The sequence below is a fragment of the Kitasatospora cathayae genome (assembly GCF_027627435.1).
Lineage (GTDB): Bacteria > Actinomycetota > Actinomycetes > Streptomycetales > Streptomycetaceae > Kitasatospora > Kitasatospora cathayae.
This window is the reverse complement of sequence record NZ_CP115450.1, coordinates 5,924,404-5,944,764: the sequence shown is the minus strand read 5'-3', so window position 1 is coordinate 5,944,764 and position 20,361 is coordinate 5,924,404. Positions and strand designations below refer to the sequence as shown.

20 protein-coding genes and 1 pseudogene are annotated in these 20,361 nt (G+C 73.2%); 10 read left to right on the top strand and 11 right to left on the bottom strand.

The window, feature by feature from the left end:
* The first annotated feature begins 109 nt into the window (after window positions 1–109).
* Window positions 110–613 carry a F0F1 ATP synthase subunit B family protein gene (locus O1G21_RS26595; protein ID WP_270147155.1) on the top strand — a complete coding sequence of 168 codons (504 nt, stop codon included), beginning with the start codon at window positions 110–112 and terminating at the stop codon, window positions 611–613.
* Here O1G21_RS26595 and O1G21_RS26590 read toward each other — a convergent pair.
* Complete coding sequence (locus O1G21_RS26590) at window positions 610–1,560, bottom strand: hypothetical protein (protein WP_270147154.1); 951 nt, start codon at window positions 1,558–1,560, stop codon at window positions 610–612. The genes O1G21_RS26595 and O1G21_RS26590 overlap by 4 nt on opposite strands.
* A gap of 76 nt (window positions 1,561–1,636) precedes the next feature.
* Between O1G21_RS26590 and O1G21_RS26585 the strand changes: the two genes are divergently transcribed.
* The 4 genes from O1G21_RS26585 to O1G21_RS26570 all read left to right on the top strand — a co-directional run bounded on the left by O1G21_RS26585 (window position 1,637) and on the right by O1G21_RS26570 (window position 4,634).
* Window positions 1,637–2,266, top strand: a complete 630-nt coding sequence (locus O1G21_RS26585; RefSeq protein ID WP_270147153.1) for a TetR/AcrR family transcriptional regulator — start codon at window positions 1,637–1,639, stop codon at window positions 2,264–2,266.
* Between the two features lie 73 nt (window positions 2,267–2,339).
* Window positions 2,340–3,047 carry a 4'-phosphopantetheinyl transferase family protein gene (locus tag O1G21_RS26580; RefSeq protein ID WP_270147151.1) on the top strand — a complete coding sequence of 236 codons (708 nt, stop codon included), beginning with the start codon at window positions 2,340–2,342 and terminating at the stop codon, window positions 3,045–3,047.
* Between the two features lie 156 nt (window positions 3,048–3,203).
* The gene (locus O1G21_RS26575) at window positions 3,204–3,686 is read left to right on the top strand and encodes a DUF2269 family protein (protein ID WP_270147150.1); all 483 of its coding nucleotides are present in this window, start codon (window positions 3,204–3,206) and stop codon (window positions 3,684–3,686) included.
* A gap of 114 nt (window positions 3,687–3,800) precedes the next feature.
* A complete protein-coding gene (locus O1G21_RS26570) occupies window positions 3,801–4,634 on the top strand; it encodes a helix-turn-helix domain-containing protein (protein WP_270147149.1) in 834 nt (277 codons plus the stop codon).
* Window positions 4,635–4,664: 30 nt separating this feature from the next.
* On the opposite strand, the gene O1G21_RS26565 is transcribed toward O1G21_RS26570, so the two are convergent.
* A complete protein-coding gene (locus O1G21_RS26565; protein ID WP_270147147.1) occupies window positions 4,665–5,654 on the bottom strand; it encodes an Lrp/AsnC family transcriptional regulator in 990 nt (329 codons plus the stop codon).
* A 116-nt stretch (window positions 5,655–5,770) separates the two neighbouring features.
* Here O1G21_RS26565 and O1G21_RS26560 point away from each other — a divergent pair, with 116 nt between their 5' ends.
* A complete protein-coding gene (locus tag O1G21_RS26560) occupies window positions 5,771–6,577 on the top strand; it encodes an inositol monophosphatase family protein (protein WP_270147146.1) in 807 nt (268 codons plus the stop codon).
* On the opposite strand, the gene O1G21_RS26555 is transcribed toward O1G21_RS26560, so the two are convergent.
* The 6 genes from O1G21_RS26555 to O1G21_RS26530 all read right to left on the bottom strand — a co-directional run bounded on the left by O1G21_RS26555 (window position 6,570) and on the right by O1G21_RS26530 (window position 13,291).
* Window positions 6,570–7,481 carry an amidohydrolase family protein gene (locus O1G21_RS26555; RefSeq protein WP_270147145.1) on the bottom strand — a complete coding sequence of 304 codons (912 nt, stop codon included), beginning with the start codon at window positions 7,479–7,481 and terminating at the stop codon, window positions 6,570–6,572. The two genes, O1G21_RS26560 and O1G21_RS26555, sit on opposite strands and share 8 nt — an antisense overlap.
* Window positions 7,478–9,112: an acyl-CoA dehydrogenase family protein gene (locus O1G21_RS26550; protein WP_270147144.1), complete on the bottom strand. Its 1,635-nt coding sequence runs from the start codon at window positions 9,110–9,112 to the stop codon at window positions 7,478–7,480. Before O1G21_RS26550 ends, O1G21_RS26555 begins: the two co-directional genes overlap by 4 nt.
* Window positions 9,096–9,758 (bottom strand): TetR/AcrR family transcriptional regulator, encoded by a 663-nt coding sequence (locus O1G21_RS26545; RefSeq protein WP_270147142.1) that lies wholly within the window; start codon window positions 9,756–9,758, stop codon window positions 9,096–9,098. The genes O1G21_RS26550 and O1G21_RS26545 overlap by 17 nt, the downstream gene beginning before the upstream one ends.
* A 153-nt stretch (window positions 9,759–9,911) precedes the next feature.
* Entirely contained in the window at window positions 9,912–11,405 is a 1,494-nt protein-coding gene (locus O1G21_RS26540; RefSeq protein ID WP_270147141.1) for a S28 family serine protease, read from the bottom strand.
* 269 nt (window positions 11,406–11,674) lie between these two features.
* A complete protein-coding gene (locus O1G21_RS26535) occupies window positions 11,675–12,520 on the bottom strand; it encodes a S1 family peptidase (RefSeq protein WP_270147140.1) in 846 nt (281 codons plus the stop codon).
* Window positions 12,521–12,661: 141 nt separating this feature from the next.
* Complete coding sequence (locus tag O1G21_RS26530) at window positions 12,662–13,291, bottom strand: TetR family transcriptional regulator (RefSeq protein WP_270147138.1); 630 nt, start codon at window positions 13,289–13,291, stop codon at window positions 12,662–12,664.
* A gap of 121 nt (window positions 13,292–13,412) precedes the next feature.
* Here O1G21_RS26530 and O1G21_RS26525 point away from each other — a divergent pair, with 121 nt between their 5' ends.
* From O1G21_RS26525 to O1G21_RS26515, 3 genes are all read left to right on the top strand, one after another.
* On the top strand, window positions 13,413–13,568 hold the full coding sequence (locus tag O1G21_RS26525) for a hypothetical protein (protein WP_270151505.1): 156 nt from the start codon (window positions 13,413–13,415) through the stop codon (window positions 13,566–13,568).
* Between the two features lie 122 nt (window positions 13,569–13,690).
* Window positions 13,691–13,972: a DUF4190 domain-containing protein gene (locus tag O1G21_RS26520; protein ID WP_270147137.1), complete on the top strand. Its 282-nt coding sequence runs from the start codon at window positions 13,691–13,693 to the stop codon at window positions 13,970–13,972.
* Between the two features lie 115 nt (window positions 13,973–14,087).
* On the top strand, window positions 14,088–14,978 hold the full coding sequence (locus O1G21_RS26515; RefSeq protein ID WP_270147136.1) for a metallophosphoesterase family protein: 891 nt from the start codon (window positions 14,088–14,090) through the stop codon (window positions 14,976–14,978).
* A gap of 270 nt (window positions 14,979–15,248) precedes the next feature.
* On the opposite strand, the gene O1G21_RS26510 is transcribed toward O1G21_RS26515, so the two are convergent.
* The 3 genes and pseudogenes from O1G21_RS26510 to O1G21_RS26500 all read right to left on the bottom strand — a co-directional run bounded on the left by O1G21_RS26510 (window position 15,249) and on the right by O1G21_RS26500 (window position 19,229).
* Window positions 15,249–17,819 carry an ATP-dependent Clp protease ATP-binding subunit gene (locus O1G21_RS26510; protein WP_270147135.1) on the bottom strand — a complete coding sequence of 857 codons (2,571 nt, stop codon included), beginning with the start codon at window positions 17,817–17,819 and terminating at the stop codon, window positions 15,249–15,251.
* A gap of 130 nt (window positions 17,820–17,949) precedes the next feature.
* Window positions 17,950–18,656, bottom strand: a pseudogene (locus O1G21_RS26505) (VIT1/CCC1 transporter family protein).
* A gap of 15 nt (window positions 18,657–18,671) precedes the next feature.
* Complete coding sequence (locus O1G21_RS26500) at window positions 18,672–19,229, bottom strand: MarR family winged helix-turn-helix transcriptional regulator (RefSeq protein ID WP_270147134.1); 558 nt, start codon at window positions 19,227–19,229, stop codon at window positions 18,672–18,674.
* A gap of 63 nt (window positions 19,230–19,292) precedes the next feature.
* Here O1G21_RS26500 and O1G21_RS26495 point away from each other — a divergent pair, with 63 nt between their 5' ends.
* On the top strand, window positions 19,293–20,009 hold the full coding sequence (locus O1G21_RS26495) for an SDR family NAD(P)-dependent oxidoreductase (RefSeq protein WP_270147133.1): 717 nt from the start codon (window positions 19,293–19,295) through the stop codon (window positions 20,007–20,009).
* The last annotated feature ends 352 nt before the right edge of the window (window positions 20,010–20,361 follow it).

Sequence of the window (20,361 nt, the reverse complement as noted above, 5' to 3'; positions counted from 1 at the left end):
CACCGCACGGAACCTGACGTGACGCAGGTCATGACCGGATGCGAGTTCGACCGCCAACGCCCCAGGGAAACCTGCCCTTGACGACCCGTCAGACCTTGGGGAGGTTGACGTGAACATCGAACTCGGCCCGCTCAGGCCCGATCCCGCCCTACTGGCCCTCGGCCTGGTCCAGCTCTTCCTGCTGATGTCCTCACTCGGCTTCGCCCTGCTCCCGCGCATCGAACGGGTGCGGGCCCGGCGGTGGGACGCGACCGAGGGCCGCATCGAACGCGCGGAGGCCGTCCGGGCCGAGGCCGAGGCGACCAGGTACGCCGCGCTGGACGAGATCGCCGGGGCCCGGCACGAGGCGGCCCGGATCCGCCGGGAGTACGCGGAGCGGGGCGCGGCGGCGATCGCGGCGGCCCGCGCCGAGGGCGTCCGCGACCGCGAGCACCTCCTCACCACCGGTCGCGCCCGGCTCGCCACCGGCCGGACCGCCGCCGCCGGCCGACTGCGCCAGGACGTCGGCGAACTGGCCGTCGCCCTGGCCGGCCGGGTGGTCGGCGAACCGGTGCACACCGTCGCCGCCGAGCGCCGCACGGTGGAACGTTTCCTCGCCGGGCCGCTGGACTAACTGACCGACAGTTCGCTTATCAGATTGCGGTAGACGTCGAAGGCGGGCTTGGGCGTGTAGTCGTCGCGCAGCAGGCCGAAGTGGTGGAACAGCCCCCGACCGGCGCTGTCGGCGTCCCGGAGGGCGAAGAACGAGTAGCTCCGGAGGGCGAGTCGGTCGGCCAGCTCGGCCACCGTCCGGATCACCTGCTCCACCACCTCGGCCTGCCGCTCCTCGCTGCGCCCGGGCCCGGTGGGCCAGCCGTTCTCGCAGATCCGCAGCGGGACGGCCGGGCCGATCCCGGCCCGGGGCAGCGCGTCGTTGCGGAATCCGGTCACCACCGCCCGTACCGCGTCGGCGAGTTGTCCGTCCGGGACGGGGCGGAAGACGTCCGGGAAGAAGTCCAGGCCGACGTAGTCCAGGGCGCCGTGGAAGCGCTCGTCCGCGAGTTCGCCGAGCTCCGGCCAGAAGGTGTCGGCCGGATCGAAGGACGGCACCGCGTTGAAGCCGACCGCGAGTCGGTCGTAGCCGCAGGCCAGCGCCTCCTCCTTGGCCGCGATGACGCCCTCGACCAGCGCCCGGTGGACGTTCGGGATGCTGCCGTCCAGGGTCGGGAGGTCCAGGTTGGGCTCCTCGCAGATCTGCACGACGGCGAGCCGGGAGCCCTCGGCTCGGACGACCTGCCGGACGTAGTCCGTCCAGCCGTCCAACGAGCCACTGCGGACGCCGAATTGCAGCACCAGGTCGAGCTTGCGCCCGTCCGTCGCGTACCGCTCGGGCCGCTCCGGGGTGCGGTGCACGTCATCCCCGTACGAGCGGTAGGCGCGGACCAGGAACTCGGGTGCGTTGCCCTGGAGTTCACGCAGGACGGCGGCGATCCGGGCCGGGTCGTCGGGGCGGACGGGCTCGATCAGGCCGGTTTCGTCGCCGAGCGAGCCGCCGGGGTAGATGCCGAAGGTGAAGGTCATGGGGACACCGTAGCCGATATTTTTGGTGCCACTGCAAGTTTTCAGTGACACCATGATTTGCCGGTAGGATTCCGCCATGGGACTTCGCGAACTCAAGAAGCAGCAGACCCGGGAGCTCCTGGCCGACACCGCCATGGAGCTGTTCGCCGAGCGCGGCTTCGAGCAGGTCACGGTGGTCGAGGTGGCCCGGGCCGCGGGGGTCTCGCCCAACACGGTGTTCAACTACTTCCCGACCAAGGAGGATCTGTTCTTCGACCGGCAGGACGAGGTGGTCGCCCACCTGGCCGAGGTGGTCCGCCGGCGGCCGGCCGGCAGCTCGGCCGCGGACGCCGTCCGGGCCGACCTGCGGGCGGGCGTCGCCGACGGGGAGCCGACAGTCGGGCTGAACCCCGAGATGGGCACCTTCTGGCGGATCATCGCGGACAGCCCGGCACTGCGGGCCCGGCTACTGGAACTCGGCGAGCGCGCCGAGGCGGCGCTGGCGGCCGTCCTCGCCGAGGAGTCGGGGGCCGACCCGAAGGACCCGCTCCCCCGGGTGATGGCCGGCGCCCTCGCCGGGGCCCACCGGGCGGTGCTCGCCGAGATCCGGCGGGCGATGGTCGCCGGGGAACCGGCCGTGGCGGTGCGGGAACGCGTCGAGGCGGCGGTGGAGCGGGCCTTCGGGCTGCTCGGCTCGGGGCTCGCGGGGTATCCGGCGGGGCACTGAGCCAGACCACTAGATTGAATACGAAAGTCCTTCGAACAGCGCCGCTCGCCCGAGGCGGGCTAGGTTGGACGGCATGACCACCGAGGCCCAGGAACCGGACGCGCCGCTCGTCGCCGTCGCGTCCGCCGATGCCGTACTGCGGCACCCCGAGGCGGGCGAGCACCTGCTCACCGAGATCGAGCGGGCGCGTGCCGCGCGCTTCCGGCTGGAGTCCGGGCGGACCGACTACGTCGCCGGGCACGTCCTGGTCCGGCTCTGCGCCGCCCGGCTGCTCGGCGTCCCGGCGGCCGGGCTGGTCCTCGCCCAGGAGTGCCCGGACTGCGGCCTGGCCGACCACGGCAAGCCCTACCTGCCGGACCATCCCGAGGTGCAGGTGAGCCTCTCCCACACCCGGGGCGTCGTCGCGGCCGGGGCGGGCCTGCGGCCGGTCGGCGTGGACGTCGAACTGGCCGCCCGGGGCGGCTCGCTGGGCGCGGTCGCCCGCCGGGTGCTCGCCCCCGCCGAGCTGGCCCTGGTCGAGTCGGCCGCGGAGCCGGGCCTGGCGTTCCTGCGGCAGTGGGTGCGCAAGGAGTCGCTGATCAAGGTCGGACGGGCCACCCTGGACACCCTCGGGCAGGTCGACATGTCCGCCCTGCCGCTGGACGTCCCGCCCGGCGCCCCGCTGCGCAGCCGGTTCGAGGACCTGCACCTGCTCGACTGGACCGACCCCGAGCACGGCGCCGCCGTCGCCGCCGTCAGCACCGCGCCGCCGCGCCTCGTGGAGCTGTTCCCGGCGGGGTGAGCGGAGCCGGTCGCGGCGGGGTGACAGCCGGGCCGGGCCGGGGCACCCGAGCGCGGGGCCGGTGAATAAGCGGTGTTAGCGTGCCTGGTCGTGGGCACGCCGACCGCGCACGCCCGCCGACCCCAGCTGCCCCACCGGATCAAAGGGTGCCCCGCCATGGCCAAGTTCCTGCTGAGCCTGCACGTCCTCGCGTCGGTCCTGTTCATAGGCCCGGTCGCGGTGGCCGTCAGCATGTTCCCGCGCCGGGCGAAGGCCGCCCTGGCCGGCGGGCCGGACCAGGCCTCGGACGCAGGCGTGTTGCGCGTCCTGCACCGGATCACCCAGGTCTACGCGCTGCTCGGCGTCGCGGTGCCGGTGCTGGGCATCGGCCTGGCCCAGGTGATGGACGTGCTGAGCCAGTCCTGGCTGATCGCCTCGATGGTGCTCAGCGCGGTCGCCGCGCTCTCGCTGCTGCTCTTCGTGCTGCCCGGCCAGCAGGCGGCCGTGGACGCGCTCGGCCTGGACCCGGAGGACGAGCAGCGCACCAAGGCCGTCGGCGGCCTGCGGATGCTGCCGATGACCGCCGGGGTGTTCAACCTGCTGTGGGCCGTGGTCGTGGTGCTGATGGTCGTCCGCCCGGGCTCGTCCACCGGCGTCTGACCTCCTGACCTCCTGACGTCCTGACCTTCCCGATCGGCGCCCGGCCCCCTTTCCGCGCCCGATCCCCGCTGCCCCCTCCCGCGCGCCGGGCCCGTTCGAGTACCGTCCTCGATCATGACGATCATGGCGGGCATGGGCAGCCCGACGGGAACCGGAGTCGGCCCGCTGCTGCGCGGCTGGCGCGAACGGCGACAGCTCAGCCAACAGCACCTGGCGCTGCGGGCGGACTGCTCGGCCCGGCACCTCAGCTTCGTCGAGAACGGCCGCTCCCACCCGAGCCGGGAACTGGTGCTGCGGCTGGCCGAGCAGCTGGACGTCCCGGTGCGCGAGCGCAACACCCTGCTGCTCGCGGCCGGGTACGCCCCGCAGTACCCGGAGACGCCACTGGACGACCCGTCGATGGCCGCGCTGCGCGACGGCATCGAACGGCTGCTCACCGCCCACGACCCGTACCCGGCGCTGGTGGTCGACGGGGAGTTCCGGGTGCTGGCGGCCAACCGCGCGCTCGCCCTGCTGCTGGACGGCGTCGCGCCGCGGCTGCTGCGGCCGCCGTTCAACGCGGTCCGGATCGCTCTCCACCCGGACGGGCTGGCACCGCGGATCGTCAACCACCGGCAGTGGCGGGGGCACCTGCTGGAACGGCTGGAACAGCAACTGGAGCTGGTCGGCAGCGAGTCGCTGCGGCGGCTGCGCGAGGAGGTCGGCGGCTACCCGGAGCCGACCGGGGACCCGGCCGATCCGGCGGAGGAGGCCGCGGAGGCCGGCCGTCCCGTCGCGCTGCCGCTGCGGCTGCGGCACGACGGCCGGGTGCTGTCCTTCCTGTCCACGGTCACGACCTTCGGCACGCCACTGGACGTGACCGTCTCCGAGCTGGCGCTGGAGACCTTCCTGCCCGCCGACGCGGAGACGGCCCGCTTCCTGCGGTCCGCACTGGGCCCAGAGCGCTGACGGCCGCCCGACTCCCGCAGTGCGCCGCGCTCACGGGCGGCGCGGCCGGTGCAGCAGCACGCCCGCCCGCTTCACCGCGCGGGCGGTGATCGTGGTCTCGGCACGGGTGACCCCGAGCGGACCGAGGGTGTCGGTGAGGAAGCGGTAGAGGCCGCCGTGGTCCGGGCAGAACAGCGTGGCCAGCAGGTTGGTCGGGCCGCTGGTGGCGAAGACGCCGTGCACCTGCGGGTGGCGGGCCAGCTCGGCGCCGACCTCGGCGAGCCGGCCCGGCGGCACGTCCAGCCAGAGGTTGGCGTCCACGGCCATCCCGAGCAGTCGGGGGTCCACGGTGGCGTGGGTGCGCAGCAGCCCGAGCCCGTCCAGCCGGTGGAGCCGGCGCCGTACGGTCGACTCGGGTGCGTCGACCGCCCCGGCCAGCGCGGCGTGGGACTGCCGGGCGTCCTCGCCGAGGTGCTCCAGCAGTGCGCGGTCGAGGTCGTCCAGCGGCGGGGGCGTGGCGGGGCGCGGCACCGGGGGCCGGGCGAGTGCGGCGGCCTCCTGGTCGGTCAGCCAGCCGGCCTGCCACTGGCCGGCGTCCGCGAAGGCGTGCAGCACGGCGTGGGTGGTGGTCTCGGTGACGGCGCCGGTCGCGGGCAGCTGACCGTAGAGCAGGCGGTCGCGGCCACCCGCGTCGCTCAGCATCACGGCGCCGACCTCGTGGCCGCCGAGCATCACGTCGACGAAGGGGACGTCGGAGCGGTCGGCCAGCGCCTGGGCGATGGCGTCCACCCGGCCGCGCAGTACCCGGACCCGCAGCAGCAGCGCGCCCACCGCGGCGTCCTCGACGTCGGGCATCCGGACCACCCGCAGCACCCCGGCCTGGCGCATCCGGCCCAGCCGGCGGGTGACCGTCCGGACCGAGACACCCAGCACCTCGGCGATCCGGCCGGGTTCGGCCCGTCCGTCGAGCTGGAGCGCGCAGACCAGCCGGCGGTCGAGGGGGTCCAGCACGGCGTCCGGATCGTTCGTGGCGAGGCGCATGGCTGTCCGATCTCCGTCGTTTCCCGGCAGTTGAGCGTCTTGTTCGGCAGCATGACGGTACTCCTTGTCCTGTAGCGGCCGGAACGGACCGGCCTGGAGACGGAGGAGTCGCCGCGATGGACGAGCTGTGGACGCTGGCGGAGGGCGTGGAGGCGGCGGTGCGCGAGGTCGGCGCGAAGCTGGCGGCCGGTCGGCCGGTCGAGCCGACCCCGGAGCGGACGGCCGAGGAGGCGATGGCACGGTTCGCGGAGCTGGACGGCCCGGCCGCCGCCGAGCTGCGCGAGCGGCTGAGCGCGCTGCGCCCGCAGGCCGGGTGGGTGCCGGAGGAGCTGGACGGCTCGGTGCCCGCCGAGGGCGAGTGGTGGGTGTGCGACGCGACCGACGGCGCGGTGCAGTACCTGCTCGGGCAGCCGCACTGGGCGGTGACGGCCACGCTGGTGCGCGACGGCGCGGCGGTGCTGGCCGTGGTGCACGCCCCGGAGCTGTTCGGTGCGGGCCGCACCTACCGGGCGGTGTTGGGCGGCGGGGCGCAGCTGGACGGTCGGCCGATCGCGCCGCTGGAGCGCGAGTTGGCGACAACCGTGGCCGCCACCAGCCAGCCGCCGCTGGTGGCCGCCGACCCGGTGGCGCTGCGCCGGGCCGGCGAGTCGCTGTCCGCGATGGCCGGCGCGGTGCTGGCGGTGCGCAACCTCGGCCCGACCGCCCTGCAGGTGGCGCAGGTCGGCTCCGGGCACCTGGCGCTGTTCTGGGAGTACGGGCAGGACGCGGGCAACCTGCTGCCCGGCGCGCTGATCGCCGGCGAGGCGGGCGCGGCGGTGACGGACGCCGCCGGGGCGGCCTGGACGGCCTCCTCGGACAGCTTCCTCGCCGCCGCGCCCGGCCTGCACGCGGACGCGGTGGGCGTGCTGCGGGCGGTCAGCTGAGGTGGAAGAGGGCGGCCGCGTTGTCGCGGCAGACCGACCGCAGCCAGTCCTCCCCCAGCCCCAGTCCGGCCAGCGCCTCCAGCTGGTGGACGTACCGGTACGGGATGTTGGGGAAGTCACTGCCCAGCAGGACGCGCTCCCGCAAACCGCGCAGGCGCGGCAGGTCCGCGCGCGGGAACGGGACGTCGGCCTCGGCGAAGTCGGTGAACGCGATGGTGGTGTCCAGCCGGACGGACGGGTGGCGCTCGGCCAGGTCGAGGAAGTCGCGGTACTCGGGCATGCCGAGGTGGGCGACCACCAGGACCAGGCCCGGGTGCCGGTCCAGCACCGCGCCGATCGGGCCCGGGCCGGTGAACTTGCCCGGCACCGGCCCGGATCCGCAGTGGGTGACCACCGGGGTGCCGGTGTCGGCGAGCAGTCCCCAGACCTCGTCCAGCCGGGCGTCCGTCGGGTCGTAGCCGCCGACCTGGACGTGGGCCTTGAACACCCGGGCGCCGTCCTCGATCGCCCGGGCCACGTAGCCGGCCGCCCCGGGTTCGGGGAAGAAGGTCGCGGTGTGCAGGCAGTCCGGGGTGCGGGCGGCGAAGTCGGCGGCCCAGGCGTTCAGCCAGCCCGCCATGCCCGGCTTGTGCGGGTAGAGCATGGACGTGAACGCCCGGACGCCGAAGTCCCGCAGCCGCTGGACCCGTTGCGCCTCGGCCTCGCGGTAGGTGATCGGCCAGGGGCGGTTCACCAGCGGGCCGGCCGCGTCGAAGTACGCCCACACCTTGTCGAGGACGTTCTTCGGCATGAAGTGGGTGTGCACGTCGATCAGTCCGGGCAGGCCCAGGCCCTGCCAGAACTCCCGTACGGCCGCCGCCTCTTCGGCCCCCGCGTCTTCGGCTCCCGCGTCTTCGGCGTTCACGCGGGCACCGGGCGGGCGCGGTCGATGATCTCCGCGGTGTCGACCCCGGCCGGCAGGGTGCCGAAGGCGGCGCCGTGGTCGCCGCCGAGCCGGCTGGCGCAGAAGGCGTCGGCCACCGCCGGGCTGCCGTACCGGACCAGCAGCGAGCCCTGGAAGGCCAGCGCCATCGACTCGACCAGCCGCCGGGTGCGGTACTCGAGCTCGGTCAAGTCGCTGAGCTGTTTGCGCAGTTCGGCGACGGCCGCGTCCAGTCGGCGGTCCGCGCCGGCGGCTGCGTCGAGTTCGCCGAGGAAGGCCTCGACCGTCTCCGGGCGCTTGGCCATGGCGCGCAGGGCGTCCAGGGCGGCGACGTTGCCGGAGCCCTCCCAGATCGACACCAGCGGCGCCTCACGGTAGAGCCGGGGCATGCCGGACTCCTCGACGTAGCCGTTGCCGCCCAGGCACTCCAGCGCCTCGGCGGAGTGCGCCGGACCGCGCTTGCACACCCAGTACTTGGCCACCGCCAGGCCCAACCGCCGTACCAGCGCCTCGGTTTCGTCCCCGGCGAGGGCGAGGTCGGTGGACTGGGCGAGCCGCATCGCGACGGTGGTGGCCGCCTCGGACTCCACCACCAGGTCGGCCAGCACGTTGCGCATCAGCGGCTGGTCGACCAGCGCCTTGCCGAACGCCCGCCGGTGCAGGGCGTGGTGGACCGCCCTGGTGGCGCCGTAGCGCATGCCGGAGGCGGCGCCGATGGTGCAGTCCAGGCGGGTCATGTTGACCATCTCGATGATGGTCGGCACGCCCCGGCCCTCCTCGCCGACCAACCAGCCGACCGCGCCGTCGTACTCCAGCTCGGCGGAGGCGTTGGACTTGTTGCCGAGCTTGTCCTTGAGCCGCATCAGGTGCAGCCGGTTGCGGCCGCCGTCCGGGAGGACGCGCGGCAGCACGAAGCAGCTGAGTCCGCCGGGGGCCTGGGCGAGGGTCAGGAAGAGGTCCGACATCGGCGCCGAGGTGAACCACTTGTGGCCGGTGAGCCGGTAGGTGCCGTCGGCGTGCGGGACGGCCGTGGTGGTGTTGGTGCGGACGTCCGAGCCGCCCTGCTTCTCGGTCATCGACATGCCGGCGATCAGCCCGCGCTTGGTGCGCGGCTCGCGCAGCCCGTAGTCGTACTCGGTGGCGGCCAGCAGCGGCTCCAACTCGGCGGCCAGGGAGGCGTTCTGGCGCAGGGCCGGGACGGCGGCGTAGGTCATCGAGATCGGACAGGTGTGGCCGGCCTCGACCTGGCCCCAGACGTAGAACTTGGCGGCGCGGGCGGAGTGGGCACCGGGCCGCTCGTCCCGCCAGGGCGCGGCGTGCAGGCCGTACGAGACGGCGGTGCGCATCAGCTCGTGCCAGTACGGGTGGAACTCGACCTCGTCGATCCGGTGGCCGAAGCGGTCGTGGGTGCGCAGCACGGGCGGGTTCTCGTTGGCCAGCCGGCCCCATTCGGCGGCCTGCTCGGAGCCCGCCAGGCGGCCGAGTTCGCGCAGTTCGGGCTCGGCCCAGCCGGCGCCGGCCCGGTGCAGGGCGGCGAGCAGGGCCGGGTCGGCGGCGGTGTCGTGTCCGTACGGCAGGGGCACCTGGTTGGTGACCTCATGCGTCGCTGTCATCGCGTCCTCCCAGGGCACGCAGGGTGAAGGAGACCAGGGCGGGGACCACCGTGGTGTTGTCGCTGTGCTCGGGCCCGGCGTTCTCGACCGGCTCGGGCCCGGCGTGCTCGAGCGGCTCGGCCGCGAGCGGGCCGGCCAGCGCCTCGCCGACCGCGCCGACCAGGGCGGCGGCGGTCAGCACCGGGTCCTGCTCGGGGAGTTCCCCGGCCGCCACGGCGGCGGCGATCTCGGTGGCGATCACGTCCCGGAACGCCCGCCGGAAGACCAGGCGCTCGCCGTCCACCACCGCGTCGGCGGGCTCGACCAGCAGCGCGTAGGCCAGCCGGGGGGCGCGCAGGGCGCGGGCGGCGAAGGTCTCGACCACGGCGGCGATCCGCTCCTGCGGGGCGTCCCGGCGGGCGACGGCGGCGTTCACGGCGGCGATCTCGCGGGTGACCACCCGGCGGAACAGCTCCACCGACAGCTCGGCCTTGTTGGCGAAGTGCTGGTAGAGGCTGCCGGTGGCGATCCCGGCACGGTCCGCCACGGCGGCCATGGTGCAGCCGCCGTATCCGCGCTCGGCGAGCAGGCCCACCGCCGACTGCAGCACCGCCTCGCGCTGGGCATCCAGGCGGGCTTGGACGGCGGGGGTGCGTCGGTAGGCCATGGAAGCATTGAAGCACTGATTCACTGCTTCGGGGAGGGGATGCGCGCAGGGCGTTGCCCCGCGCGAACGACGGAGGCCGCCCCGGGTGGGGCGGCCTCCTGGTTCCGCAGGACTGCGGGACCGTTACGGGTCGTTACGGTGTGTTACGGGGCTTTACAGCGGGCGGCGCTCCTGCTCCAGCCGCTGGCCCTCGACGTCGAGCGGGCCGAACGGCGCGCCCGCCTGCGGCGACCTGGCGAGCGAGCGGGCGGTGTCCTGGTCGCCCAGACCGGCCCACTCCAGGACCTTGGCGGTCGCCTCCGCCGACTGCTCGGCCGGCAGCTTGCCGATGTTGGAGCCGTGGTTGCCGCCGGGCACGACGTAGACGTAGCTGTCGTCACTGCCCCAGCCGAGCCGGAAAGGCTTGGCGCCCCAGGGGTCGTTGCCGCCGTAGACGAACATGATCCGCTCGCCCTCGCGCTTCACCCAGCGGTCGATGTCGGGCATCGCGTACGGGTTGAAGACGGTCGGGATCTCCTTCGGCACGTAGGAGCGGGCCGAGTAGAGCTCCTTGTAGTCGTAGTGCAGCTGGTCCTGCAGGTACGAGACGTCGAAGAACGGGGCACCCAGCTCGGTGGCGGCCTGGTAGTAGTACGCGGTGTACTTCGCCAGCGACTGGTCGCTGTTGCCGGTGATGCCCGACTGCGAGTCGTACCAGGCGTACAGCTCGTCGTCGGTCGCGGTGGCGGCCACCGGCACCTTGGCGCAGTCCGACTCCAGGCTGTACTGCCAGAACGCCCAGACCACGTCCAGCACGCCGGCCTCGTAGGCGCGGTCCGGGGTGCCGAGGGTGTTGAAGGTGGAGCCCGCCGCCTTGTTGTCGGCGATGTAGCGCGGCTCCAGGCGGTCGCGGCGCACCAGCAGCTCGCGCTGGGCGGCGTTCAGCTTGGCGCGGCACTCCGGGGTGCCGACGTTGCGGAAGAAGTCGGTGTAGGCCGAGTAGTCGCCGACGTCGGTGTTGTTCGGCGCGACGTAGGCGATCGTGCCGGCCACGTCGTCCGGGTAGAACCGGCGGTAGAAGGTGGAGGACATGCCGCCCTTGCTGGCGCCGGTGGAGAGCCACTCCTGCTGGTAGATCCGCTTGAGCGCGGTCACCAGCTTGTGCGAGTCGGCGGCCTGCTGGCGGATGCCCGCCTTGGACCAGTCGGCCGGCTCGGGGCGGGAGGGGGTGAAGAACCGGTACTCGATGGAGACCTGGTTGCCGTCCACCAGCCGGGTCGGCTCGGTGCGGGACGGGGTGGTGCCCAGCGTGTAGCCGTTGGTGTAGAAGACGGTCGGGCGGTCGTAACCGCGGTGCAGCACGCTGAAGCGCTGCTGGAAGGTGCCCAGCCAGGGGCGGAAGTGGTCGATCGGCTGGGTGTAGGTGGCCAGGAAGTAGCGGTGGCCGGTGGTGGTGGGCTTCTCCTCCGTGATGGTCACCCCGGGGATCGCCGCCAGGCGGTCCTTGATGTCGGCGTTCGGATCGTCGGCGGGGCCGCGCCCGTGCGCCGCCGCGGCCGCCCCACTCCCCTGGCCGGCGGCGGCCGCGGCCGGGGTGGCCAGACCGCCGATCGCGAACATCGGTATCAGCAGGACGGAAACCAACAGCCTCTTCAGCTTGGTGGTCATCGACTCTCCATCTGGTCAACGGACATGACAGCTGCCTCGTCGGCATCACGCTGCGGTGCGGGTGGTGCGGCGGCCGCCCGGTGGACGGCCGAATGGGCCGCCCGCCTGGTGGCGGGTGACCCATCGGAGGAAGGTGCTGGTCGGTGGGGTTGCCTCGGTTCCGTCGGCTGCTCGGGTGACCGCCCGCCGTTGGGGTGCGGTGCGGGGTTCGTGGGCGGGTCGGGGCTCGTGGGCGGATCGGGGTCGGGGGCTCCCGGGGTGGGGCAGGCCTACGGGCGGGCCAGCGTGCAGCCCGGGAGGGTGAGGTCGAAGGTGTTCCCGGCGGAGAAGCAGGCCGGGATGACGTAGGTCTCCTGGGCGTAGCCGATGCCCTGGTGGACCGTCACCGCGCCGGACTGGTCGACCTCGCACGGGTTGTCGAGGGTGCAGGTCTCGCCGTTCTCGTTGATCGTGTTGTTCACGGCGACGACCTGGCCGGTGTTCGCGTCGACGACCGGCGAGCCGGAGGTGCCACCGATCACGTCGCAGCCCGAGGTGTAGCGGACCGAGTCCTTGAACGTCCAGTCGGCTTCCTTGAGTTGGTAGGCGAAGCCGTCGATCGAGCAGGAGTAGGTCCGCTTCCAGTAGCCGGAGACCACCCGGATGTCGGTGCCCTGCACGGGGTGGTCGGCGGAGACGGTCAGCGGGGAGATCCCGGTCTGGGCCTGGATCGTGTCGTAGCTGGAGTCCAGCTGGTAGATCGTCACGTCGGTGTCGGTCATCGCGCTGTAGACCACCTTGGTGGCGTTCAGCGTGGCGACCTCGTTGGCGGAGCCGTCGAGCAGGGTGAAGGTGCGACTGGACGGCTGGTTGACGATCACCTGGCCGGGGCCCGGCATTCCGGTTTCCAGGCAGTGGCCGTTGGTGAGCACGAGCCCGGGGTCGCTGCCGACCGAACCGGGCATCCGGACCAGCGAGCCGGAGCAGTTGCTGAGGGCCACGGTGCCGCTGAAGTCGACGGCGTCGAGGGGGTGGGCGGCCCGGCCGGTGGCGGCCTGGGCCGGGACGGCTCCGGTCAGTGCGGTGGCTCCGGCGACCAGGACCGCGGCGAGCGTGGCTATGAGCGGCGTCTTCATGAGAGACCTCTCGGTGTGGGGGTCCCCCAAAGTTGGCGTGAACATGACGCCATGTCAAGGGGTCCGCCCTCGCCGAGCGGCCAATCGGCACACTAGGGGAAGCGGCCGGCCGCCGTCAGGGCTTCCGGCCGACGCGCACGCTCAACTCCCCTGCCAGTGACGGCGACCGAGGCTGATCAGGCGCAGCTGCAGCCGGGCGGTGGCGGCGATCCGCTGCTCGCGGGCCGGGTCCGTCTCGCGGGCCTCCAGGAAGGCGGAGGCCGTCGACACCATGTGGTCCACGTACAGCTCGGCGAGCATCCGCAGGTCCTGCTCGCTCCAGCCCCGCGAGACCGGCTGGAGCGCCAGGGCGGAGCCGACCTCCGCGGCGAAGCGGCCGAGCTCGGCGTCGATCGCCTCGCGCACCTGCCGGACGCCGCCGTGCCGCTCGCGCGCCAGGAAGCGCACGTGCGGCCGGTGTTCGCGCACGTGCCGCTGGATCACGTCCACCGCACGGTCGATCAGCTCCTCGGCGCCGCCGGCCTCGGCGAGCACCGAGCGGATCATGACGTGCAGGCTGGCCAGCGACTCCTCGACCAACGCCACGCCGAGCGCGGCGAGGTCGGGGAAGTGCCGGTAGAAGGCCGCCGGCGACAGCCCCGCCTCCCGGGTGACCTCGCGGACGCCCAGGCTCGCCAGGTTCTGGTCGGCCAACAGGTGCAACCCCGCGTCCAGCAAGGCCCGTCGACTCTGCTGCTTCTGGGCCTGTCTGGCCCCAACGGTGTGATTCACGCCATTCAGTAAACAGTCGTTTGCCGAACTTGGCCAGCCGGGCGTACAGTGGGTCTCGAAGTCAGTGAACACTTGTCAACCGAAACCGGCGCAGTAGCAGCCGCAGCTGAAGGAGCCAGCCGTGATCCTGTTCTCCGCACTGGTCGCCATGGGAGTCCTGATCGGCACCGCCGCCCACCTCCCCCTCCCGGTGTTCCTCGCCGCCTCCGCCGCCATCACCGCCTGGCTGCTCGCCTTCGGCGCCCGTGAGGGCATCGCCCGCCTGCGGCACCGCTGACCGGGGCCACCGCTGACCCCGGGCCACCGCTGACCGGAGCCGCTGATCCCGGCTGATCGCCACCGGCCGATCGCCGCCGGCCCGACGACCCGTCCACTCCCGCTGAGAGGACCACCACCGCCATGAGCACCGTCACCACCAACCCGGTCGAGACCGACCGCCGGGGCACCGCCGACGCCGACAGCCTGGCCGTCGCCTCGTTCCTCCTCGGCCTCCCGGGCCTGCTGCTCTTCAACATCGTCCTGGGGCCGATCGCGATCACCCTCGCCACACTGGCCCTGGTCCGCGGCACCAGCCGCCGCGGCCGCGCCTTCCTCGGGCTGGCCCTCGGCATCGCCTCGCTGGCGATCCTCGCCGTCACCACCGCCACCTCCCACGGCGTCCTCATCGACATCAGCTCCTGAGTCGGCCTCAACTCCCCGGCTTCCGCGTCGAACAGCTGATCAGTTCAACCCTGCCCATGGGCCCCGCCCGCCACGTAGGGTGGCCACATCGACCGGGTGAACCCAGGGGGCAGGAGTGAGTACCGAGATCCGCAGCGACGCACAGCCGACGCCCAGCGAGGCGGGCGGGGGCGGGCGACTGCTCGCGGTGAGCGATCTGCACATCTCCCACCAGGAGAACCGCGATCTGGTGGAGAAGCTCCAGCCCACCCACCCCGACGACTGGCTGCTCGTCGCCGGAGACGTCGCCGAGCTCACCACCAGCATCGAGTGGGCGCTCGGCCTGCTCGCCGAACGCTTCGCGCGCGTGGTGTGGGCGCCCGGCAACCACGAGCTGTGGACCCACCCCGAGGACCCGGTCCAGCTCCGCGGCGCGGCCCGCTACGACCACCTGGTGGAGCTGTGCCGCGCCCTCGGCGTCGTCACCCCCGAAGACCCGTATCCGATCTGGCAGGGCGCCGGCGGACCGGTCCGGATCGCCCCGCTCTTCCTGCTGTACGACTACTCCTTCCGTGCCCCGGGCACGACCACCAAGGAGGAGTCCCTGGCGGCCGCCTACGAGAGCGGCATCGTCTGCGCGGACGAGCGGATGCTCCACCCGGACCCGTTCCCGGACCTCGACTCCTGGTGCCGCGAGCGCGTCCGGCTGACCGAGCAACGGCTCGCGGCCTGCGACCCGGACGTCCCGCTGGTCCTGGTCAACCACTATCCGCTGGTCCGCCACCCCACCGAGGTCCTCTGGTACCCCGAGTTCGCCCAGTGGTGCGGCACCGAGCTGACGGCCGACTGGCACCGCCGCTTCAACACCGCCGCGATGATCTACGGCCACCTGCACATCCCGCGCAAGACCAGCTACGACGGCGTCCCGTTCGAGGAGGTCTCGCTCGGCTACCCGCGCGAGTGGCGCAAGCGCGGGCTGCCGGACCCGCTGCTGCGGGAGGTCCTCCCGCAGGCCGTGAGGTCCTGAGCCTGGATCTTCCAGGGACGTCCCCGGGGGACGCGGACGTGAACGCCGCGAAGAACATCCTCAATGCCGCAGGGCATGCGGTGTCAGGGCGTGGAGACCTCGCCGCGGAAGCGGACCCAGCCGAGCTTCGGGAGCTTCGTCCCGCCCCGCTTCCGTCCGAGGCGTTCGACGGTGATGAGGTTCCCGGCAGGGAAACGGAACGATGGGGACCACCGGGCCTTGGAGCGCCACCGGACCGTGAATGCGCCGTGCTCCCGGCAGGCAGCGAGGTCAGCTCCCGGCGGCGGCCGCGGCGGCCTGCGCCCGCTCCTCCGCCTGTTCGAAGGTCGCCGACGGCTCCGGCCGCGCCAGCATCACCGCCAGCTCGCCCGCGCTCACGTCCGCGGTCAGCGTGTCCCCCTCCCGCACGGTGCCGTCCAGCAGCAGGTTGGAGATCCGGTTGTCCAGCTCCGACTGGATCGTCCGGCGCAGCGGCCGGGCCCCGAACTCCGGCTGGTAGCCGCGGTTGACCAGGTACTCCTTGGCCGCCTCGGTGACCTCCAGCTGCACGTCCTGCGCCCGCAGCCGCCGCCGGGTGCGCTCCAGCAGCAGGTCGACCACCGACACCAGGTCCTTGCGGGTGAGCGCGTGGAAGACGATCACCTCGTCGATCCGGTTGAGGAACTCCGGCCGGAACTGCTGCCGCAGGCCCCGCATCAGCTCCTCCCGCAGTGCTGCATCAGGAGCTCCGCTCCGGGGGTCCACGTTCCCCGAGTGGTCCAGGATCCGCTGCGACCCGATGTTGCTGGTCATGATCACCACGGTGTTGCGGAAGTCGACCGTACGCCCCTGGGAGTCGGTCAGCCGCCCGTCGTCCAACACCTGGAGCAGCAGGTTGAAGACGTCCGGGTGCGCCTTCTCCACCTCGTCGAAGAGCAGCACGCTGTACGGCTTGCGGCGCACCGCCTCGGTCAGCTGCCCCGCCTCCTCGTAGCCGACGTACCCGGGCGGGGAGCCGACCAGCCGGGAGACGGTGTGCTTCTCCTGGAACTCGCTCATGTCGAAGCGGATCATCCGGTCCGGGTCGCCGAACAGCAGCGCGGCCAGCGCCTTGGCCAGCTCGGTCTTGCCGACGCCGGTCGGCCCGAGGAAGAGGAAGGAGCCGGTCGGCCGCTCCGGGTCGCCCATCCCGGCCCGGCCGCGGCGCACCGCCTGGGCGACGGCGGTGACCGCCTCGTCCTGGCCGATCACCTTCTCGTGCAGGTGCTCCTCCAGCTTGAGCAGCCGCTCCTTCTCGGTCGCGTTCAGCTCCGCGACCGGGATGCCGGTCCGGGAGGACAGCACCTGCGCGATGTCGTCGGCCGTCACGTCGACGACCTGCTCGCGGGACTCGGCGATCGCCGCCAGCTCGTCCTCGGTCTGCCGCAGCTCGGTCTTCAGGTTGGCGGCCCGCACGAACTCCTCGTCCGCCACCGCCTCGTCCAGCTCCCGCTTCAGCTTGGTGATCCGGTCCTGCACCGAGGCCGCCTCGGTGGAGCCGCTCAGGCTGCGCAGCCGCACCCGGGCGCCGGCCTGGTCCAGCAGGTCGATCGCCTTGTCGGGCAGGAAGCGGTCGCTGACGTAGCGGTCGGAGAGCGTCGCCGCCGCGTCCAGCGCCTCGTTGCTGAACCGCACCTGGTGGTGCGCCTCGTACGCGTCGCGCAGCCCCTGGAGGATCTCGACCGTCTCCTCGACGCTCGGCTCCGGCACCAGCACCGGTTGGAAGCGGCGCTCCAGCGCGGCGTCCTTCTCCACGTGCTTGCGGTACTCGTCCAGCGTGGTCGCGCCGACCACGCTCAACTCGCCGCGCGCCAGGGCCGGTTTGAGGATGTTGCCGGCGTCCATCGACCCCTCGCCGCCACCGCCCGCGCCGACCACGGTGTGCAGCTCGTCCAGGAACAGGATCACGCTCTTCCCGGCCGCCGTGACCTCGTCGATCACCTTCTTCAGCCGCTCCTCGAACTCGCCCCGGTACTTGGAGCCGGCCACCAGGGCGGTCAGGTCGAGGGTTACCACCCGCTTGTCCCGTAGGCTCTGCGGCACGTCCCCGGAGACGATCCGCTGTGCCAGGCCCTCGACGATCGCGGTCTTGCCGACGCCCGGCTCGCCGATCAGTACCGGATTGTTCTTGGTCCGCCGGGAGAGGATCTCGACGGTCTGCTCGATCTCCTCGGCCCGCCCGACCACCGGGTCCAGCCGGCCCGAACGCGCCGCCCCGGTGAGGTCCCGCCCGTACTCGTCCAGCGTCGGCGTCTCGCTCGGGTGCGCCCCCGCGCTGCCGCGTTCGCCGCCGGTGCCGCGCCCCTCCAGCACCGACTTCAGCGCCTGCGGCGAGGGCGCCGCGTTGCGCAGCGCCGTACCCGCGCCGGAGCGCTCCTGCTCCAGCAGCGCGCCGAGGATGTGCTCCGGGCCGATGTACGAGGCGCCGACCGCCTGCGAGCGGGCGTGCGCGGCGAGCAGCGCGCGCTTGGCGGAGGGGGTGAGCGCGGGCTGGCCGTCCAGCGAGGACGGGCTCCCGGACGGCAGCGCGTTCTCCAGGTCATCGGACAACCGGTCCGGGTCGATGCCGGCCCGCTTCAGCATCCGCCGCGAGGGCTCCACCCGGGTGGCCGCCCAGGCCAGGTGCGCGGTGTCGAGGTCGCTACTGGCGTCCTCGGCCGCCCGCTGCGCGGCGAGCCCCAGCAGTTCCTGGGAGGACTCGCTGAGCAACCGCCCGATCGGCACCCGCTGCACGGCGGGCGGGGACGCCAGCGGACTCATCCCGAAGAACCGGCTGAGCAGGTCGGAGAACGGATCGTTCGATCCGAACGGGGGTATGGTCACGGAGCTTCACCTCTCCCAAGCGGTTTGCAGCCACACAAACACAGGCCGCGGGCGCCCGCCTCCCGAGCAGATCCGCCCGAACTCCTCCGGTGACGCGCTCGTCCGGTGACCTGCTCATCCGGTGACGTACTCATCGGGTGATGTGGTCCAGCAGCACGCCACCGCTGTACGTCACCCCCATCGCCAGCAGCCCGCCCACGACGTTGCGCACCACCGCCAGCGCCCGCCCGGCCCCGCCCAGCCGGGCGCTGGTCCAGCCGGAGAGGGTCAGCGCGAGCACCACCGCGGCCACCGTCACCCACAGCCGCCACGACTCCGGCGGCAGCATCACCGCCAGCAGCGGCACCAACGCACCCAGCGTGAACGCGGCCGCGCTGGCCAGCGCCGCCTCCCAGGGATTGGTCAACGCCTCGGGATCGATGCCGAGTTCGGTCTGCGCGTGGGCCGCCAGCGCGTCCCGCTCGGTCAGCGCCGCCGCCACCTCCCGGGCCAGGCCGGCGGTCAGCCCGCTGTCCCGGTAGTAGTCGGTGAGTTCGCCGAGCTCGCCCTCCGGGTCCTCGGTCAGCTCGCGCTGCTCCTTCGCCAACGCGGCCCGCTCGGTGTCCCGTTGGGTGCTGAGCGAGACGTACTCGCCGACGGCCATCGACATCGCACCCCGCCAGCAGCCCCCGCCACCCCCGCCGCGAGCAGCGCCGTACGGGACCTGGCCGCGCCCGCCACGCCCGTCACGATCCCGGCCGTCGAGACCACGCCGTCATTGGCGCCCAGCACGGCCGCCCGCAGCCAGTTCAACCGCGCCGACAGCTCCGCCCGGGACTCCCCTGTCTGCTCCGCCATCCGCGCCCACCGCTCTCAAGGGTCCGTACGGCCCTCCCGATCCTCGCCCACCCCCTCCGACCCCGCCACCCGCCGCCGCACGTCGGCCAGCAGCTTGTCCAGCAGGCCGACCAGGGTCTCCCGCTCCGCCTCCGACAGCCCGCCGACCAGCCGCGCCTCCCGGCCGAGCACCACGTCCACGGACTGCTCGACCAGCTCGTGCCCGGCCGCCGTCAGCGACACCAGCACCGCCCGCCGCCCGTGCCCGGCCTGCTCCCCCGGCTCCCGGACCACCAGCCCCTGCGCCTCCGCCCGGGCCACCCGCTGCGAGATCGCGCCCGCCGTGACGAGGGTGCGACGGGCCAGTTCACGGGTGGTCAGCGCGTACGGCTCACCTGATCGGCGCAGCACGGAGAGCAGGTCGAGCGTCGCGGCGTCGATCCCGGCGGCGCGCAGGGCCCGGGCGCGGTCGTCGGTGAACAGCTTGGCGAGCCACCAGACCGGGGTGACCACCTCGATCGAGCCGGTGGGCGTCCCGGGCCGCTCGCGCTCCCAGGCTCGGGCGATCTGGGCCGCCGTCACTTCCGTTGCCACTGCCGGCCTCCTCCGTTACGTTTAGGTCTAAACATACATCGGAGAGGACCTGAGAGGACCCCCATGGCCCGCACCGTCCTGATCACCGGCGGCACCAGCGGCATCGGCCGCGCCACCGCCGAGCTCTTCGCCGCCGACGGAGACCGCGTCCTGATCACCGGCCGCCACCGCGACACCGTGGAACGCGCCGCCGCCGAACTCACCGTCGAGGGCGTGGCGTGCGACGCCACCGACCCCCGCCAGGTCTCCGAACTCGCCTACCGCATCACCGAGTTGCACGTACTGGTGAACGCCTCCGGCGGACTGCCCGGCCCGGCCGCCGCCGACCTCCCGCCGCTCGACGCCCTGCTCGCCACCTGGCACGCCAACCTCGCTCAGAACCTGCTCGGTGCCGTCCTCACCACCACCGCCCTGCGGCCCGCCCTCGCCCCCGGCGGCACCGTGATCAGCATCGGCTCGATCGGCGCCGAACGCCGCGGCGGCGCCTACGGCGCGTCAAAGGCCGCGCTGGCCGCCTGGAACGCCGCCCTCTCCGCCGAACTCGGCCCGCTCGGCGTGACCGCCAACGTCATCTCCCCCGGCTACATCGAGGACACCGGCTTCTTCCAGGGCGCGCTCACCCCCGAACGCCGCGCCGCCCTCATCGCCGAAACCCACACCAACCGCCCCGGCACCCCCGCCGACGTCGCCCGCACCGCCCACTTCCTCGCCTCCCCCGGCGCCCGCCACCTCACCGGCCAGACCCTCCACCTCAACGGCGGCGCCCACACCACGCGTTGAACCCAGCACCGGCCCCAGCACCCGCGACCCAGGTCGGGATCACGCTCCTGACCCGGGCCGCAGGGGCGTTCCAGCTGTTCACGGTCCAGCCGCACTCTTCGTCGCAGGCGTCCTCGTCCGGGACGACTCCTGCCCTGAATGAGTCCCTGGAGGACGCTCCGGCGCGGACGCCGTCGTGGTGGCGGACGCCGTCGTGGTGGCGGTGGCCGTGGGCTCGGGCAGCGGGGTGGGTGAGGCCGAGAGCGGGCAACTCGGCGACGGAGTCGCGGCGGGAGGGGAGACGTCAGGGGTCGGCTGTACCGGGGTCACCGGGTGCGCGCCGCCTCCGCCTCCGTTCGTCGAGGAGCCGAGG

Bases quoted from the DNA above. Each gene is read 5' to 3' on its own strand.
- O1G21_RS26590 (WP_270147154.1), bottom strand. From the start codon at position 1,560: ATGACCTTCACCTTCGGCATCTACCCCGGCGGCTCGCTCGGCGACGAA.
- O1G21_RS26585 (WP_270147153.1), top strand. From the start codon at position 1,637: ATGGGACTTCGCGAACTCAAGAAGCAGCAGACCCGGGAGCTCCTGGCC.
- O1G21_RS26580 (WP_270147151.1), top strand. From the start codon at position 2,340: ATGACCACCGAGGCCCAGGAACCGGACGCGCCGCTCGTCGCCGTCGCG.
- O1G21_RS26575 (WP_270147150.1), top strand. From the start codon at position 3,204: ATGGCCAAGTTCCTGCTGAGCCTGCACGTCCTCGCGTCGGTCCTGTTC.
- O1G21_RS26570 (WP_270147149.1), top strand. From the start codon at position 3,801: ATGACGATCATGGCGGGCATGGGCAGCCCGACGGGAACCGGAGTCGGC.
- O1G21_RS26565 (WP_270147147.1), bottom strand. From the start codon at position 5,654: ATGCGCCTCGCCACGAACGATCCGGACGCCGTGCTGGACCCCCTCGAC.
- O1G21_RS26560 (WP_270147146.1), top strand. From the start codon at position 5,771: ATGGACGAGCTGTGGACGCTGGCGGAGGGCGTGGAGGCGGCGGTGCGC.
- O1G21_RS26550 (WP_270147144.1), bottom strand. From the start codon at position 9,112: ATGACAGCGACGCATGAGGTCACCAACCAGGTGCCCCTGCCGTACGGA.
- O1G21_RS26545 (WP_270147142.1), bottom strand. From the start codon at position 9,758: ATGGCCTACCGACGCACCCCCGCCGTCCAAGCCCGCCTGGATGCCCAG.
- O1G21_RS26540 (WP_270147141.1), bottom strand. From the start codon at position 11,405: ATGACCACCAAGCTGAAGAGGCTGTTGGTTTCCGTCCTGCTGATACCG.
- O1G21_RS26535 (WP_270147140.1), bottom strand. From the start codon at position 12,520: ATGAAGACGCCGCTCATAGCCACGCTCGCCGCGGTCCTGGTCGCCGGA.
- O1G21_RS26520 (WP_270147137.1), top strand. From the start codon at position 13,691: ATGAGCACCGTCACCACCAACCCGGTCGAGACCGACCGCCGGGGCACC.
- O1G21_RS26495 (WP_270147133.1), top strand. From the start codon at position 19,293: ATGGCCCGCACCGTCCTGATCACCGGCGGCACCAGCGGCATCGGCCGC.